A 14,839-nucleotide genomic window follows, 5' to 3' on the forward strand; every position below is an offset into this window, starting at 1 on the left:
TTGCAAATGGCAATTCGCAAGACTATGTAGCGCCGCGGAGGCACACCATGGCGACTCAACTCATTGGCGCGCGGATCAAGGCCCTGCGCGAGGAGCGGAAGCTCTCGCAGGACGATCTGGCGCGGATATTCGGCTTCAAGGATCGGCAGACCGTGTCTGCCATCGAGAACGGCGAGCGCCGCGTCACGGCGGACGAACTGATGCTGGCTGTCGAGAAACTTGGGGCGACGCTCGAGTACTTCACCGATCCCTTCATGCTGGTCGGTGAGGGTCGTTTCTCATGGCGGCAAACGAATGTCAGCGCAGGCGTATTGAACGGCTATGAACGGAATGCCGGCCGGTGGATCGCTGCCTTCCGCGCCATCGCACCACAAGTCGGCCGCGCTGCCCCGCTCCTGCGCAGATCGCTCGGTTTGACGAAGCGCTCGAGCTTCGAAGAGGCGATGGAAGCTGGAGAACGTTTCGTGGCGGAGTTCGAGCTTGGCGACGTTCCTGCTGCCCGGCTCGCAGAGGTTATGGAGCGTGAACTGGGCATTCTTGTGCTCATGGTCGATGCGTTCGAGGGGATCTCCGGTGCGGCATGCCGTCTGCCAGAGCTCGACGTTGTCCTGATCAATCGCCAAGAGGTCATCGGACGTCGGCACTTTGACCTCGCCCATGAGCTGTTCCACATCCTCACGTGGGACGCGATGCCGCCCGAACATTCGGAAGAAGCCAGAGAAACCGGCGGAAACCGTGTTGAGCAACTTGCGAACAACTTTGCGTCGGCGGTGCTGATGCCGCGCGACGTTCTTGGGCAGTTCGCGGATTGGTCGAGGCTCGACGACCCGGAGTTGATTGCGCAATTGAATACTGCCGCAGATGAGCTGCAGGTGACCGCATCGGCATTGAAATGGCGCCTGGTGGCACTTGGAGAGTTGAAGCCGGGCCGAGCACGAGCCCTCGATGACGGGGCACTTCGGAACAATGGCCGTGATGCTCGAGAAGACAACGTGCCAGCGCTTTTCTCCAAGCCGTTCATGGAGGTCATCGGCCTTGCCGTGGATGAAGGTCGCGTTTCGATGCGCCGTGCCGCGGGTCTGCTCGATCAAACCGTCGAAGACCTGAGCGACTTGTTCGAAACGCATGGGGTGGAAGCCCCCGCCGAGCTGTGAGGTTTCCATGGCAAAGCACCCCGGCCCAGTTCTCGTCGATACGAACGTCATCCTGGAGTCATACCGGGTTGGTGCTTGGAGGGCGCTGGCCGGAGGCTACCCGATAGAGACCGTGGAAGACTGCATTACGGAAACGCAAACTGGATTTCAGCGTCGGCGCCCCGAACAGCTGATAGACCCCGGCGAACTGCGCGCCTCTATGGCGACTGTCCATGGTGTCGATGATCGCGAGCTCGCTGCACTGCTCTTGCAGGCGGCAGACATCGCTTTGGATACAGGTGAGCAGTCGCTTTGGGCGCACGCTCTTGGGAGATCAGACGGCTGGATCCTTTGCGGGCCAGACAAAGCTAGTCTTCGGTTTGGTGTCCGTTCCGGCTTTCGGGACCGCCTGTTTGCTCTGGAGCATCTACTAGAAGCCGTAGGACACCGGCCAAAGCAGCCGTTGAAGACTGCGTATACAAGTAAGTGGTTGGCTAAGACCCTTAGCGAACTCGTTATTTCTGAAGGGATTTGAGAGCCATGACCGCCTCAGACGACATCCGTGCTCAGATCATCGACATGTTTCGTCGTGACTTGATCGGTCCCGGGGACCAAGACGCCGATCTTGCCTTGGAGCGGCTGAACGAGAACCCCTCTCGTTGGTATTTGACTGGGTTCTTGGCTCCCGCAGAGGGCCCGGGCGGCATGGACAGCGACGACGATGACGATCCGTCTGCGCAAGAAGAGATGGAAATCGGCATCGACGAGACTGATGCGGAGGGTGCCGGCGGTGCAGTTGGAGACGACGACGAGCCAGAGGCACCAAACACGAAAAGGCGCTTTCTGCCCTCTTCTATTGGCCTGACCGTTCTTCTGCCACCCGATGCTACCGAGCTCGAGGCGCGCGTTTCTTGGGGGGATTACAGAACTGAACCTGCCTTGGAGGAAAACGCTCTTCTACCGGAGTCCCTGACCGAGGAACCAGGTGAAAACGGCAAGCCCCAACGTGTCCCCAGACCAATGGTGGATTGGGTGAGGACTCCGAAAGAAAGGACGGTCAGGCTTCCTGTGCGCGACGGCAGGTCACGACCCATCCTCGTACCAGACAGTGCGGCCGAGCAACGTAGAGGCGGTGGCCTGACGCTTGAGACGCATTCGAGGCTATTCGAGTACCGCACCCCGGACGGGCGGAAGGAACGCGTGCGCGCGCTTACGGTATTCCTTGTCAATCGGCGGGCGATCGTACACCGCTTCTATTCCGATGTGAGCTTCATTTTTCAAGCACGTTTAGACCTTGTATTCGCGCAAGGCTTCCATCCTCGACGCGACCTATCTGGTACGCATGTTGAGGACTGGGACCTCAGGGTTGCGGACCTGCACTATCGTGATGTCTGCGAATGGGCGGTGGGCCGGAATGCAGCTGCGAGCTGGAGCGCTGAAGAAGAACTTCGCCAGAAAGTTACGCATGTTTGGACCAATCCGCTACCGACTGCCGAAGTCGAGCGAGTGGCGCCGAACGAAAGCGACGAGATCAAGTCTTTGGTGTCTTTCGGCATGGAAGCTCTCGCCGAAGCGGCGGACAACGGACCCGGTCCGTTAAATGATGCAATCTGCAAACTTCCCGAACTGTATGACGTTTGGATCACATCGGAGCGAAGCAAGCTAGCCGCGCTCTCCACACCCAGAAGACAAACCGCAGAAAGATTGCTGACGGAAATGGAGCGTGCGCGCGACCGGATTTCATCCGGCATCGACATGCTCGTTGCTGATGACGCCGCGCGTTGCGCTTTCAAGTTCATGAATCTGGCGGTTTCGGCGGCAGCGCGTCGCAGAAATGCAGGGCCTGCGGGCGATCCCCAACAGGTTCCGCCCCCCACTTGGAGGCCTTTTCAGCTAGCGTTTATCCTTCTGAATCTTCCTGGTCTCTTGAAGAAGACACACCCGGATCGAGAAATCGCCGACCTCCTCTTCTTCCCGACCGGCGGCGGCAAGACCGAGGCATATCTCGGCCTAGCTGCTCTGATCATTTCCCATAGGCGCCTTGCGGGTTCCGGGGTTTTGGGTGCGGGTGTCTCGGTCATCATGAGATACACCCTCCGCCTGCTCACACTAGATCAGCTGGCTCGCGCGGCGGGAGTTGTATGCGCCCTTGAGTTGATGCGCACGGATCCCAAGAGTGTCGATGGAAATGGAAGAAAGCTCCTTGGGGAATGGCCGATCGAGATTGGCCTCTGGGTAGGTTCAGATGCCTCACCAAATCAGTTGGGTGGCAAAGGAAAATCCAGCGAAAAGACTGCTGTCGGAAGAGTTAGACGATATCGGAACGGGCGCGACAAAAGAGCTCCGGCACCGTTAAAGGCATGTCCCTGGTGCGGTACAGCGTTCTCGCCGTCATCCTTTGCTTGCATTCCGAATGAACATGCCCCGACAAATCTGGAAATTCGATGTGCCAACACGACCTGCGAATTCAGTCGTGAGCGACCTCTGCCGGTCCTCACCGTCGACGAGCCGATCTATCGGCGCCTACCTGCATTCCTGATTGCAACTGTTGACAAGTTCGCCTCACTCCCATGGGTCGGCGAGACAGGCGCGTTCTTCGGTCACGTGGACCGTTTCAGAGATGGATTAGGGTTCTTCGGCGCAGCCGAAACTGGAGAGGGTAGCCCGCTGGCGAACGGATGGTCGCTCGCACCACCCGACCTTATCATTCAGGACGAACTTCACCTGATCTCTGGTCCACTTGGTACCGTGGCTGGGTTGTATGAAGCTGCTATCGATCAACTCGCCAGTCGCAAGATCGGCGATAGCATCGTGCGGCCTAAGATCGTGGCGTCAACGGCTACGGTCAGACGCGCCTCAGAGCAAATTGAGGCTCTATTTGATAGAGGCAACACCAGTATCTTCCCCCCGCCCGGCCTAGACCGTACCGACAGTTTCTTTGCGAAGACTGTGCCAGCAAAGAAAGACCCAGCCCGACTATACATGGGAATTGCAGCTCAAGGTCGAGGCCCGAAGCTCGTCTTTCTCAGATCGTTGACGACACTTCTTGCGGCGGCTCAGGCGGCATTCGACGCGCACCCTCCTGCTGGAGACAAGTTGAACCCAGCAGATCCCTACATGACTGCGCTTTGCTATTTCAATGCACTTCGGGAGTTGGGAGGTGCGCGTCGAATTGTTGAAGACGAAGTAAGAGACCGCGCCGCTCGTTATGGCACTCAACGGCACCGGGTCGAACCTAATGATAAGCCATTCTCTGATCGCCAGATAAAGGAGCCGATGGAACTGACGTCTCGCGAGTCGACCGACAAAGTCGCGCTGGCGAAGCAAAGGCTAGAGGCGGCCTTCGGAACAGGAGCAGAGAGCGTTGACGTCGCGCTAGCTACCAACATGATCTCGGTTGGCCTGGATATCACGCGCCTCGGTTTGATGATGGTCCAGGGGCAGCCGAAGACAGCTGCTGAATACATTCAAGCAACAAGCCGCGTTGGTCGAGATCCAACGCGCCCTGGCCTAGTTGTTGCTGTTTTGAACCTTCACAAGCCTAGGGACCGAATGCACTTTGAGCAGTTCGGCCACTATCACCGAACATTCTATCGAGCCGTTGAAGCCACTAGCGTGACCCCTTGGGCCGCGCGCGCATTGGATCGCGCCTTGGCTGCAGTTGTCGTGGCTGCGGCTCGTCACGTTGATCCTTTGCTTACGCCAGAAACCGCCGTGACAGAATTGAAGAACTGCCCTCAGGTTCGTGACGATGTTCGCGAGGCCATCGTCAGTCGAGCGCCATCTCATATGATTGCAGGCGGGCATTCGGCACTGAGGGCTGCGGTTGATGAGCTATTGGACGCTTGGATAGCTACTGCTGAGGAACAAGCCGCAGGAGGAAGTCAGTTTGCCTACGCGAGGAAAAAGAGCCCGCATCGTCTATTGCATATGCCGCTCGAACCGGATTGGGCAAACCTAGATGAAGCACATCGTCGCTTCGTCGCCGGAAGGTCAATGAGAGATGTCGAGGCAAGCGTAGCCCTAAAGGTCAGAGATCCGTATGGAAACACCATTGCCAATGCGGACGATCTAAAATGACAAAGAATTCACAAAGGCTTAGCCAGATAATCTCCACTTTCGGTCCTGGATCGATGATCGATCTTCCGACACGTTCTGTTGTCGTCGCAGGGCTTGAGTGGTGGGACATGCGGGGCAATTCGTTCACGACTATTCCTGAGCCGAGACTTACGCTTAGGCTGGAGCAGTTGTTGAAAGATCAGGGACGTCTGGATCCGGACGTTCATCTAGCCCTTCGCACTCCCCCTGTATCGAATGACCTTGGGCAAGGTGTGCCTCACGGCGTCGCTGCACCAGTGTTTCCTACCTGGTTTGTCTGCGAGCTGGTTGAAACGGGAGGACCAAATTCAAGCGTTCGGCGACGACGCCTTGTTCGATGGCAAGATCTCGACACCAAGGGCAGGCGTAAGTTCGTATTCGATGATGGTCGAAAATCAGACGTGACACCTATTCGATTTGTTTCAGCGTGCGAGAAAGGTCACATGCAGGATATCGACTGGAGGTGGGTCGTGCATGGTGGCACGCAATGCCACGAGCCAATGTGGATTGAGGAGAAGGGCACCAGCGCTGACCCCGCAGATACCAGTGTCGTCTGTGGATGCGAGCGACGGCTTTCATTGCAGGATGCTTTTCAGCCCGGACGGCTTGGCAAGTGCCGCGGGGAACGCCCTTGGCTGATGGACCGAGACCCAGAAGGTTGTGGCGAAAACCTCAAGCTTCTTACGCGAACGGCTACCAACACCTACTTTCCGCAAGTCTACACGGTAATTTCTCTCCCAGCTGAGGAAGATGAGCTATCGCGTTTGGTAGAAGAGCTCTCCGGTGATCTGGCAAGCGTCCAATCAGTGACCGACGTGGCCCAAGCTAAGAAGTTTAACCCCCGCGTTTCAGCTGCACTTGGAACGTATTCCGACCAGGACATCTTCGACCGATTGGTACGCCTGCGGCAAGGTGCCAGCGTAGATGCGTCTAAGTCTCCAAAACTCTCAGAGTTCGATGTGTTTGCATGCGGAAGGCCGGAAATAGGTACGAATAGCGCGTCGGCGAAGCTCTATGCACAAACCCTTCCGCGTTCGGCCTGGGTAGATCCCAGCATTGACGTCGATATGGCCCCTATCAAGAACCTGGTTGCCGTTCACCGCCTCCGTGAGGTTTCTTGCCTATATGGGTTCACGCGTTTCGAAGCGGCACCAACAAGTGCCGACGGAGATATTGAAGATATTCAGCTCGCTGTCCGGGGCGCACCACTTTCTAGAGGTGCCGATTGGTTGCCTGCAATAGAGCAGTTCGGCGAGGGTCTCTTCATACACTTTGACGAGAAGACAGTGCTCTCTTGGTTGAAGCGGCACGATGTAAAAGAGCGCCAAGAGAAGCTTCTACACGGCTACGACCTTTGGCAGAGACGCTTCACTGGAAATGCACCCAGCTATCCTGGAACCTCGTACATCCTTTTGCACAGCTTATCCCACGCACTCATGGCTGAGATTGCACTGGACTGTGGATACCCGGCGAGCTCGTTGAAAGAGCGGATATATGCACTTTCGGACACCCGCACCGGAAAGATCCCAGAAAGGTGCGGCATTCTAATTTACACGGCAACGCCGGGTGCGCAGGGTACGTTAGGCGGGCTTGTTGCCGCCAGCTCAAGGTTCACAAAGATTCTCAAAGGCGCGCTTGAGCGTTTGAGAGTTTGTTCAAACGATCCGGTGTGCGCAGATCACGAACCGGATGGCCGCAGTGGCGACCGCGCCACACACGGCGCCGCATGCCACGGCTGCCTTCTGATTTCGGAGACCAGCTGCGAGATGAGAAACCTCTTCCTCGACCGAAGTCTTCTGGTTCCAACCATGGGCGCGCAAGGATCGAATTTCTTCGACTGATACACAGAGGATTACCCCAATTTGGAGCCCCAGAAGGACGTCTGGTCGGCCGCGAAGTAGCCGTCCGCCGCGCGGAAGTTGCCCTGCAGCTCGACGGTGTCACCGGCGGTAAGCGGGACCATCGTCTGCAGCCAGAGCGCGGTCGCCTCCGAGACATGAGCGCCGCTGATCTCGCCGAACGATCCGCGGATCTCGGTCGTGCCGTTCAGCACGAGCCGGCCGCTCATCCGCGCCGACGTGCTGGCGTTCACCTTGTAGACGAGCGAAGCGCCGAAGAGGTAGGTGCCGTCCACCGGCGCCACGAAGCGGTTGTTCGCGGCGTCGAAAGCGCCCTGGTCGTTGTAGTCCGTATTGTTGATAGCGATCTTCGTCCAGGCGCCGACGCCGACATAGTTGTCGTAGTTGGTATAGGCCTTGAAGCGTGGGAGCCGCGGCTGGTCGACGATGCCGTTCGCGTTGTCGACGCTGAGCCCGTCGAAGAAGGTGCTCCCATCGGCCGAGACCGCGAGCCGGAACCTGTCCGAGCCGAACAGCCCGACTAGCGCCTTGGTCACGAAGCCAGTCTGGAGCGTCAGGCCGAGATCGTCACCCGCGGCCTCCTTGTTCATGGTGTAGAACAGATCGCCCGTGCCGCCCTCTGCCACTGTCTTGGCGGCCCAGAGCGCGGCGTTCAGCTTGGCCGAGAACGGGTTGGACGCATCGGCCGTCGTGCCGAGCCCGAGCAGGGCGAGGTTCTGCAGCGCGCCCGGTGTGGTGCCGACCCAGCCAGCGCCATTGAAGACCAGCAGCAGGCCCTCGTCCTCGACCCATGCGCGCCACCCCGACCGCGGCGGAAGGCGCAGCCAGGCGCCATCGGTCCAGAGCGCGACATTCAAGTCCCAGCCCGCCCAGTCGCCCGTCGCGCCCGAGCCGACGATGTATCGGTCGCCGTCGGCGGGGCTCGCTGGCGGTACTGCCAGATCGCGGTCGAGGACCGAGAGCTGGACGAGCCCGTCGAGGATCCGCAACGCCTCGTTGTGGGTGACATGCTTCTGGGCCTGCGCCGCGAGGATGTAGGGCAGCAGGAGATGGGTCGTGGCGTCGGACATGGGAGGGCCTTCAGAACGTGAGCGTGACAGTTTTCGGCGCGCCCCGCCCGACGAGGGCGGAGAGCTGGTAGATGCGGACGTCGAGCGTGTCGCCGGGCCCGAGCGGCGCACCCCAGTCGGCGGTCTGCTGGACGGTGGTGTAGATCGCGCTGGTCGTGGTCGTGCTCAGCACCCGCTTCACGGCAGCGCCGTCGAGGAGCTCGACCTCGTAGGCTTCCAGTTCCTCTGCCAGCGGCACCTCGAGCCCGCCCCAGGTGTCGGCCGCGAGTGCCCGGGAGCGGCGCGTCCAGCGGATCGTGAGATTGCCCGGCGGGCGTGGCGTGCGCCACGGCTGCTCGACATGGGCGACGGAGAACGGCCGTAGCCCCACCCCCTCGGATGTGAAGGCCTGCGCAACATAAGTCTCGTCGCTGACGGGGCGGCTCGCAGGGCCGATGCGCCAGTTCCACGGGATGCCGAGATCGGCCTCGGCGATGGGCAGCGAGGCGAGGCTGTCGTCGAGCACCACCACCCGCGCGCCGGCGGGCGCCGGATTGCCCATGGCACCCTCAGTCCCTCGCTGGCCGCGGAGAAGCCGGGTCAGGCGATAGCGTCCCGGGGCGATCAGTTCGGCCGCGCCTGCCTGCACGATCTCCCAGACGCCGGGCGCGCTCTCGATGGCGAGCGCGTTCGCTCCGCCGAACAAGGACAGGTCCGTGACGCTTTCCAGCGTGCCGGTCAGCAGATCGACCACCAGGACGTTACCGAGGTCGAAGCGCCAGGTCGGGCCCGAGTAGAAGTCCGAGACCAGCGCGCCGATCCGGGCCCGCGTCCCGAAGCTCGTGAGCAGCTCGAAGCCGTCGCTGGACGGGCTCCGGAACACCGCGATCTCGCCGGGCCAAGGCACGGCGTGCGCCGCCGCAAAGGGGCGATGCGCGGGCTGGTCCTCGGTCAGTTGCGGCAGGTCGAGCAGCACCGCCTCGGGCGCGCCGAACACGACAGCTTGCGAGAGCGCCGAGGGCCGCGGGACTCCCGGCGGCAGGTCGTAGGCCTCCCGGTCCTGGCGGACGGCCTCGATGCCACGCGCGTCCGCATCGGCGATAGAGACGAGCCGTAGCGGGACTGCCTGGCCGTCATGGGCGAACGACACGACATCGGCGGGGTCGAGCGCCAGTCGCGAAGGAGGCAGCCGAAACACTGCGCTCTCGCGCCCGGTCCAGGCTTCCATGAGGGCGCGGCGGCAGCGGCGTTCTGCCTCTTCGGGCGGCACCGCCATCGGGAAGGACTCGGACGCGATCCGGGTGGTGTCGACGGTGATGCGCCGTGCCTCGACCTGCGCGGCCTCGTAGTCCTCGTCGGCGCGAGCAACCTGCCACTTCAGGGCCTGCGGCAGTTCGGTCTCCTGGCCGCGAGTCAGTTCGAGGACGTCGCCTTCGCGTGCGGCGACCAGAGCATCGGGGCTGACGCTCGCCACTGCCGCTCGGCCGCGCATGACAAAGCGGATCATGCCTTCGGTTTCGACCGCGTCGAAGCCGAAGTGGCGCGCGAGTGTGGTGATCGAGGCGCGCGGGCTTTCCAGCGCGCCGATCGCATAACCCTCGACCGCGCCCCAGAGGCCGGTGACATCGATGCGATCCTCGGCCAGTCCGGCGCGCAGGCAGAGGTGTCGGACGAGCGCGGCCAGAGACACTGCCCCGAGCCGTCCGGTCAGCCAGTGTCCTAGGCGCCAGTTGCTGCCGTCGGTCCAGACATCGGTGAGCGCAGGGAAGAACGGATAGGGTCGCGCGTCCCAGGTCCAGGCGGCACATTCGGGCACATGCACCATCCGGCCGCCGTAGACGGCGGAGATCGGGTTGTTCGCAGCCTCGCCCCACCAGAGATAGGACGCCTCGAGATAGGCGCGCTGGATCGCGTCGTCCCGCCAGCCGCGGGAGAAGTATGGCACGAAGCTTTCGGAGGATTTCGGGTCGAAGAAGACGTTCGGCTGGTTCGTGCCCCGGTCTATGGCCGGACAGCCGAGCTCGGTGAACCAGATCGGCTTGGACTCTGGCGTCCACGCCGTCGGCGTGCCGACCTCCACGCCGTCCGGCCGGTCGTAGTGCGCGTTCGACCACCAGGCGCGCAGATCCTTGTAGCGGAAGACCCACGGCTTGCCGGCGGCACCATCGGTGATCGCGGTGCGGACCTGTGCAGTTCGATCCGCCGCGCTGGCATAGAACCAGTCGAAGCCTTCGCCGCCCGCGATGTTCCCCTGCAGGTAGGCGCGGTCGTAGATCGCGGGCCAGCCCTCGGCCCCGTCGGCATGCTCGAACCCGTCGCGCCAGTCGGAGAGCGGCATGTAGTTGTCGATGCCGATGAAATCGATCTCCGGATCGGCCCAGAGCGGGTCGAGGTGGAAGAACACATCGCCCGAGCCGTCGCCCGGCTGGTGACCGAAATACTCCGACCAGTCGGCTGCATAGCTGATCGCCGTGCCCGCCCCGAGAATGGAGCGCACGTCGGCCGCGAGATCACGAAAGGCCTGCACCGCCGGATAGCTGGACGCGCTCGAGCGGATCGTGGTCAGTCCGCGCATCTCCGTCCCGATCAGGAAGGCATCGACCCCGCCGGCCGCCGCGCAGAGATGGGCGTAGTGCAGCACCATGCGACGCAAGCCCCAGTCGTCGGCCGGGCCGGTCCAGGAGACGGTCTCGCCAGAGACCGCGAAGTCGGACGGGCTCGCTGCGCCGAAGAAGGCCGAGACTTGGCTCGCCGTCGCACTGGTCTTGTCCACGCTCCCGCCATGGCCCGCCGCGGGCGAACACGTGATCCGGCCGCGCCAGGGGAACGCGGGCTGGCCGATCTCGGCGGCGTTGTCGGAATACGGGTTCGGCAGGCTGTTGCCGGGCGGGACGTCCATCAGGATGAAGGGATAGAACGTGACCCGCAGCCCGCGGGCCTTCATCTCCTTGATCGCCTGCACCACCGCGAAATCGGCCGGCGTGCCGCCGTAGACGGGTCGGTCCTGGTCATCACGGCTGACGAGATGCGCAGCGGCGCGCGAGACGCCGTTGACGGACCATGTCTGCGGGCTCGTCGTCTTGGCCGATACCTCGACGCCCGGCCGGATCTTGCAGTCGCCCACGCGAAGATCGTTCCCGAACCAGGCGACGACGAGGCTCACGCTCTCGACGTTGGGCGCCATCGCCTGCAGCCGGTCCAGCGCCACCACCATGTCGGCGGTGTCCGAGAGCGCGTTCAGGTTCTCAGGCGTCTGCGCCCCGCCGCTGCCCTTGCGGATGCCGGTCGTCGCGTAGGTGAACTCTCCCGAGGCCGGGATCAGGGTGACGGCCTGCACCAGCCCCTCGGCGGTGTCAGGGTCGGCGAGCGGCCGGAACACTTCGAAGGAGAGCTGCGGCAGGCGGTTGCCGTAGCTCGACAGCGGCAATTCCTCGAAGACGACATAGGCAGTCCCGCGATAAGCGGGCGTGTTCGCCGCGCCCATCTTGGCCGAAATGAACGGATCGGCCGCCTGCGCCTCGTCGCCTGGATACCAACGCCAGGTGACGCCGGAGAGGTCCATCGGCTTGCCATCCGCCCAGACGCGCCCGATGCCGGTGATCGGTCCCTCGCAGAGCGCGACGGCGAAGGAAGCATAGTACAGATACTCGGTCGTCTTGACCTTGCCGCCCCCGCCGCCCTTGCCACCGCCCTGCGTCGTGGTCTTCGTCTCCTCGCGGAAATCGGTGGCCCAGATGATGTTGCCGCCGATCCGCATCCGGCCATAGAGCCGCGGGATCACGGCTCCCTCGGTCGAGGAGGTGATGCGCAAGCTGTCGAGCCGCGCCCCTTCGATCCGCTGTGTCGGCGCGAGCGAGGACACGATCCAGCTGTCGACGACAGAGCCGATGGTGGACCCGATGAAGCCGCCGATGGTCGCCGCGCTGACGCCAAGGATCGCGCCGCCGATCGAACCGCCGATGGCGGCACCGGCGGCGCCGAGAATGAGGGTGGCCATGTCGGGGATCTCAGCGGTGCGGGAACAGGAAGGCGAAGGCGATACGCCGCCGCCATGCTGCCGTGAGCGGTTCCTCGATCACGCCGAGCCGCTCGTAGGCATGGAGGAAGGTGTCGGGGCCAGTCAGGATACCGACATGCTTGGCGATGGCGCGCGGCATCATCCGAAAGAGCACCAGCGCACCGGGACCGGCATCGGCCGGGGCGATCTCGGGCATCATGCGGCGCGCGCCCTCGGCCAACACTTCGTTCGGGCCCGTCTCGCCCCAGTCGCGGCAGTAGGGCGGCATCAGAAACGGCTCGGGGCCCACCACTTCGCGCCAGACGCCGCGGGCGAGCCCGAGGCAGTCGCAGCCGACGCCCTTGAGGCTTGCCTGGTCATGGTACGGCGTCCCGAGCCAGGACCGTGCCGCCGCGATAACCCGATCCGGATCGGCGTGCTTCACAGCACACCCCCGTCATGCCCGCCATCCTTGGTGGCGTAGCGCAGAACGGCGTCCTGGCCGGGGATATGCGGAAAGCCCCGGAAGTTGGCGGTGTTCGCGAACTTCGCCCCGCAGGTCTCCATGCGCTTGTCGCAGCCCGCGCGGATGGTGAAACCGTCGCCCTCGCTGATGGCCCGCACCGGGGCCTCAAGGAGCGTCAGCACGGCAACGCCATCCGTAAGGTCATGGCCCAAAACCTCGGTGCGCCGCCCCGCGTTCGCGCCGGATGTCCAATCCAGCGTGCCGAAGGTGAACCAGCCTGCGTCGAAGCCGCTTAGACCGGAGGCAGTGAACGCGCGGTCGCGCAGCGGATCGACGACGACGCCTGAGCCCTTGAAGGCCGGGTCTTCCAGATCGACGCCGCAGCGCGCATCGCCGAGCGCGGCATCGCAGGTCGCCTGGAAGGTCCGCCCGACCGTCTGGCCCAGCACATGGGCGAGTGAGCGCACCTCCGCGACGAAGGCCAACCGCCCGCGCCGGATTTGGCCGATGGCTCCGCGCCGCATCAGCACGCGCTGCGCGGTGTCGGCCCAGTTCACCCGCCAGACCTCGACCGCCGCATTGTCCCAGCGGCCGTCGAGGATGTCGGTCTCGGTGATGCGGTCCGAGGTCAGCACGCCTTCCGCGTCCTGCGCGTCGACCGACAGGTCCGAGCCCGAGCGGACCTCGGAGGCCGTAAGCCCGCTCTCGAGCTCGAAGTCGGTGCCGTCGAAGCTCAGCGTGCGGTCATGGTCGGTGAAGCCGAAGGTGACGCCATCGGCGCGACTGATCCGCCAACACCAGGCGAGCGTCGTCGTGCCCTCGTCGAGATGGGCCTGCAGAGCAGGCGAGAGGGTCTTCATCGGCAGGTTCCTGTCATGCGGTCGTCGAGATCGGCGATCCAGTTCGCCCACTCCGGGGGCACGGCCGCTACGGATGAGGCAGGCGGCCGGGCCAGCCGCGCCTCGACATAGGAGGCGCAGCCGGCATCACCAGCGCCCATCGTTGCGGCGCAGCCGGTCAGCAGGATCGCCAGAGCCGCGGCCGTCGCGAACCGCCTCGTGCCCTCGCTCGACGCGCTTGCTCTTGTCTTCCATCGCATCGCGTTCCGCCTCCCGTTTGCCCGTGCGCTTCCCTTCCACGCGGCCCCAGACCCGGCCAAGGACGACGCCCCCGACCGCACCCAGAGCCGCGACCAGCCAGATCAGGAGATCAGCCATCGTCCTGCTCCCCGCGCGCGGCGGCGACGCAGAGGGCGACGACGAAAACGCCGAGACCCCCGCCCACGACCAGACCTGCGAGGAACTCAAGCATTGCCGCGGAACCCGCGCTCGATCCGGTCACGCAGGCCGATCAGTCCCAGCCCGAGGAACATCAGCCCCGCGGGCGAGGCATCGCCAGAGCCGGCAAGCAGCGCGACGAGCCGGGACAGTTCCCCGAGCGGCCCGGTGGCGGGCAGCGCGAGGGAGGCGATGCCGGTGAGCATGGCGAGCAGTCCCGCCCACCAGGTGAGCGAGTTGGGACGAACGTAGCGCATGGGGTTCAGGTCCTCTGGATCAGGGTGGAGAAGAAGGCGGCGAGCCGGGTGAGCCAGCCGGTCGGCGCGTCGGGCGCAGGATCGAAAACCGGAGGCCGCGGTGTCGGCGACGGCCGGCGAACCAACGCCAGAGCCTCGTCTTCGGTCAGACGGCGGATCGGCCGGGAGAAGTCCACGCGGCCCGTGCGATCCACGGACCAGACCGGGATCGTGCCGCCGGGATAGCGGCCATGGCGGAACAGGTCGCGCTCGGCCTCCCGGCGGGGAATGATCGAGGCCGGTCTCCGCCAGTTCAGAAACGCGTCGGCGGCTGCAACGCGATTGCCGTCGTTGAGGTGTCGGGTCAGCGCGGCCTTGGCGATCCCGCCGGTGTTGTAGTGGAAGCTGACCAGCGCATCGAACTCGTGAGGCGCCAATGGCACCTTCACTGCGCGCAGGACGGCCGCCTCGTAGCGCGCAAGATCGGCGCGGAACACCCGGAAAGCTTCTCGGATCCCGGCATCGAGATCAGGGGGCATGCCGCGCGACATGGTGGCCGGATTGGGCGGCCCGGCCGCGGCCGTGTGGCCGATGCCGAAGGTCCAGACCTTTTTCACATCGAGATAGGGTCCGGGCACGAGTCCTTCGTGCCGGACGAGGGCCAGCAGGCCCCGATCGGTCATGTGCATGGGATTACCGGAGGAGCGAGAGGATCAGGATCAGA

Annotated in this window: 12 protein-coding genes; 4 read left to right on the forward strand and 8 right to left on the reverse strand. The window is 63.5% G+C overall.

The window, feature by feature from the left end; all coding sequences use genetic code 11:
- Positions 1-47: 47 nt before the first annotated feature.
- Genes ACW9UR_RS06785 through drmB form a run of 4 tightly spaced genes read left to right on the forward strand, consistent with a single transcriptional unit; the run spans position 48 to position 7,072 of the window.
- Positions 48-1,154 (forward strand): XRE family transcriptional regulator, encoded by a 1,107-nt coding sequence (locus ACW9UR_RS06785; RefSeq protein ID WP_458916195.1) that lies wholly within the window; start codon positions 48-50, stop codon positions 1,152-1,154.
- Positions 1,155-1,161: 7 nt separating this feature from the next.
- Positions 1,162-1,668 carry a hypothetical protein gene (locus ACW9UR_RS06790; protein ID WP_458916196.1) on the forward strand — a complete coding sequence of 169 codons (507 nt, stop codon included), beginning with the start codon at positions 1,162-1,164 and terminating at the stop codon, positions 1,666-1,668.
- A gap of 5 nt (positions 1,669-1,673) precedes the next feature.
- Positions 1,674-5,213, forward strand: coding sequence for a DISARM system helicase DrmA (gene drmA / locus ACW9UR_RS06795; protein WP_458916197.1), 3,540 nt, complete (start codon positions 1,674-1,676; stop codon positions 5,211-5,213).
- Positions 5,210-7,072, forward strand: coding sequence for a DrmB family protein (gene drmB, locus ACW9UR_RS06800; RefSeq protein WP_458916198.1), 1,863 nt, complete (start codon positions 5,210-5,212; stop codon positions 7,070-7,072). Before drmA ends, drmB begins: the two co-directional genes overlap by 4 nt.
- Before the next feature lie 11 nt (positions 7,073-7,083).
- On the opposite strand, the gene ACW9UR_RS06805 is transcribed toward drmB, so the two are convergent.
- The 8 genes from ACW9UR_RS06805 to ACW9UR_RS06840 all read right to left on the reverse strand — a co-directional run bounded on the left by ACW9UR_RS06805 (position 7,084) and on the right by ACW9UR_RS06840 (position 14,804).
- A complete protein-coding gene (locus tag ACW9UR_RS06805; protein WP_458916199.1) occupies positions 7,084-8,160 on the reverse strand; it encodes a DUF2793 domain-containing protein in 1,077 nt (358 codons plus the stop codon).
- A 10-nt stretch (positions 8,161-8,170) separates the two neighbouring features.
- Positions 8,171-12,136, reverse strand: coding sequence for a baseplate multidomain protein megatron (locus ACW9UR_RS06810; protein ID WP_458916200.1), 3,966 nt, complete (start codon positions 12,134-12,136; stop codon positions 8,171-8,173).
- 10 nt (positions 12,137-12,146) lie between these two features.
- The gene (locus tag ACW9UR_RS06815; RefSeq protein WP_458916201.1) at positions 12,147-12,581 is read right to left on the reverse strand and encodes an NlpC/P60 family protein; all 435 of its coding nucleotides are present in this window, start codon (positions 12,579-12,581) and stop codon (positions 12,147-12,149) included.
- Entirely contained in the window at positions 12,578-13,462 is an 885-nt protein-coding gene (locus tag ACW9UR_RS06820) for a DUF2163 domain-containing protein (RefSeq protein WP_458916202.1), read from the reverse strand. Before ACW9UR_RS06820 ends, ACW9UR_RS06815 begins: the two co-directional genes overlap by 4 nt.
- Before the next feature lie 126 nt (positions 13,463-13,588).
- Positions 13,589-13,819, reverse strand: coding sequence for a hypothetical protein (locus ACW9UR_RS06825; protein ID WP_458916203.1), 231 nt, complete (start codon positions 13,817-13,819; stop codon positions 13,589-13,591).
- A complete protein-coding gene (locus tag ACW9UR_RS06830; RefSeq protein ID WP_458916204.1) occupies positions 13,812-13,913 on the reverse strand; it encodes a DUF3789 domain-containing protein in 102 nt (33 codons plus the stop codon). The genes ACW9UR_RS06825 and ACW9UR_RS06830 overlap by 8 nt, the downstream gene beginning before the upstream one ends.
- On the reverse strand, positions 13,906-14,136 hold the full coding sequence (locus ACW9UR_RS06835) for a hypothetical protein (protein ID WP_458916205.1): 231 nt from the start codon (positions 14,134-14,136) through the stop codon (positions 13,906-13,908). The genes ACW9UR_RS06830 and ACW9UR_RS06835 overlap by 8 nt, the downstream gene beginning before the upstream one ends.
- A gap of 5 nt (positions 14,137-14,141) precedes the next feature.
- Positions 14,142-14,804 (reverse strand): lysozyme, encoded by a 663-nt coding sequence (locus ACW9UR_RS06840; protein ID WP_458916206.1) that lies wholly within the window; start codon positions 14,802-14,804, stop codon positions 14,142-14,144.
- Between the last annotated feature and the right edge of the window lie 35 nt (positions 14,805-14,839).

This window comes from Halovulum sp. GXIMD14794 (genome assembly GCF_054457455.1).

Excerpts from the sequence above, each read along its gene's own strand:
- drmA (WP_458916197.1), top strand. The coding sequence starts at position 1,674 with ATGACCGCCTCAGACGACATCCGTGCTCAGATCATCGACATGTTTCGT.
- ACW9UR_RS06820 (WP_458916202.1), bottom strand. The coding sequence starts at position 13,462 with ATGAAGACCCTCTCGCCTGCTCTGCAGGCCCATCTCGACGAGGGCACG.
- ACW9UR_RS06840 (WP_458916206.1), bottom strand. The coding sequence starts at position 14,804 with ATGCACATGACCGATCGGGGCCTGCTGGCCCTCGTCCGGCACGAAGGA.
- ACW9UR_RS06825 (WP_458916203.1), bottom strand. The coding sequence starts at position 13,819 with ATGGCTGATCTCCTGATCTGGCTGGTCGCGGCTCTGGGTGCGGTCGGG.
- ACW9UR_RS06810 (WP_458916200.1), bottom strand. The coding sequence starts at position 12,136 with ATGGCCACCCTCATTCTCGGCGCCGCCGGTGCCGCCATCGGCGGTTCG.
- ACW9UR_RS06835 (WP_458916205.1), bottom strand. The coding sequence starts at position 14,136 with ATGCGCTACGTTCGTCCCAACTCGCTCACCTGGTGGGCGGGACTGCTC.
- ACW9UR_RS06790 (WP_458916196.1), top strand. The coding sequence starts at position 1,162 with ATGGCAAAGCACCCCGGCCCAGTTCTCGTCGATACGAACGTCATCCTG.
- ACW9UR_RS06805 (WP_458916199.1), bottom strand. The coding sequence starts at position 8,160 with ATGTCCGACGCCACGACCCATCTCCTGCTGCCCTACATCCTCGCGGCG.
- drmB (WP_458916198.1), top strand. The coding sequence starts at position 5,210 with ATGACAAAGAATTCACAAAGGCTTAGCCAGATAATCTCCACTTTCGGT.
- ACW9UR_RS06830 (WP_458916204.1), bottom strand. The coding sequence starts at position 13,913 with ATGCTTGAGTTCCTCGCAGGTCTGGTCGTGGGCGGGGGTCTCGGCGTT.
- ACW9UR_RS06785 (WP_458916195.1), top strand. The coding sequence starts at position 48 with ATGGCGACTCAACTCATTGGCGCGCGGATCAAGGCCCTGCGCGAGGAG.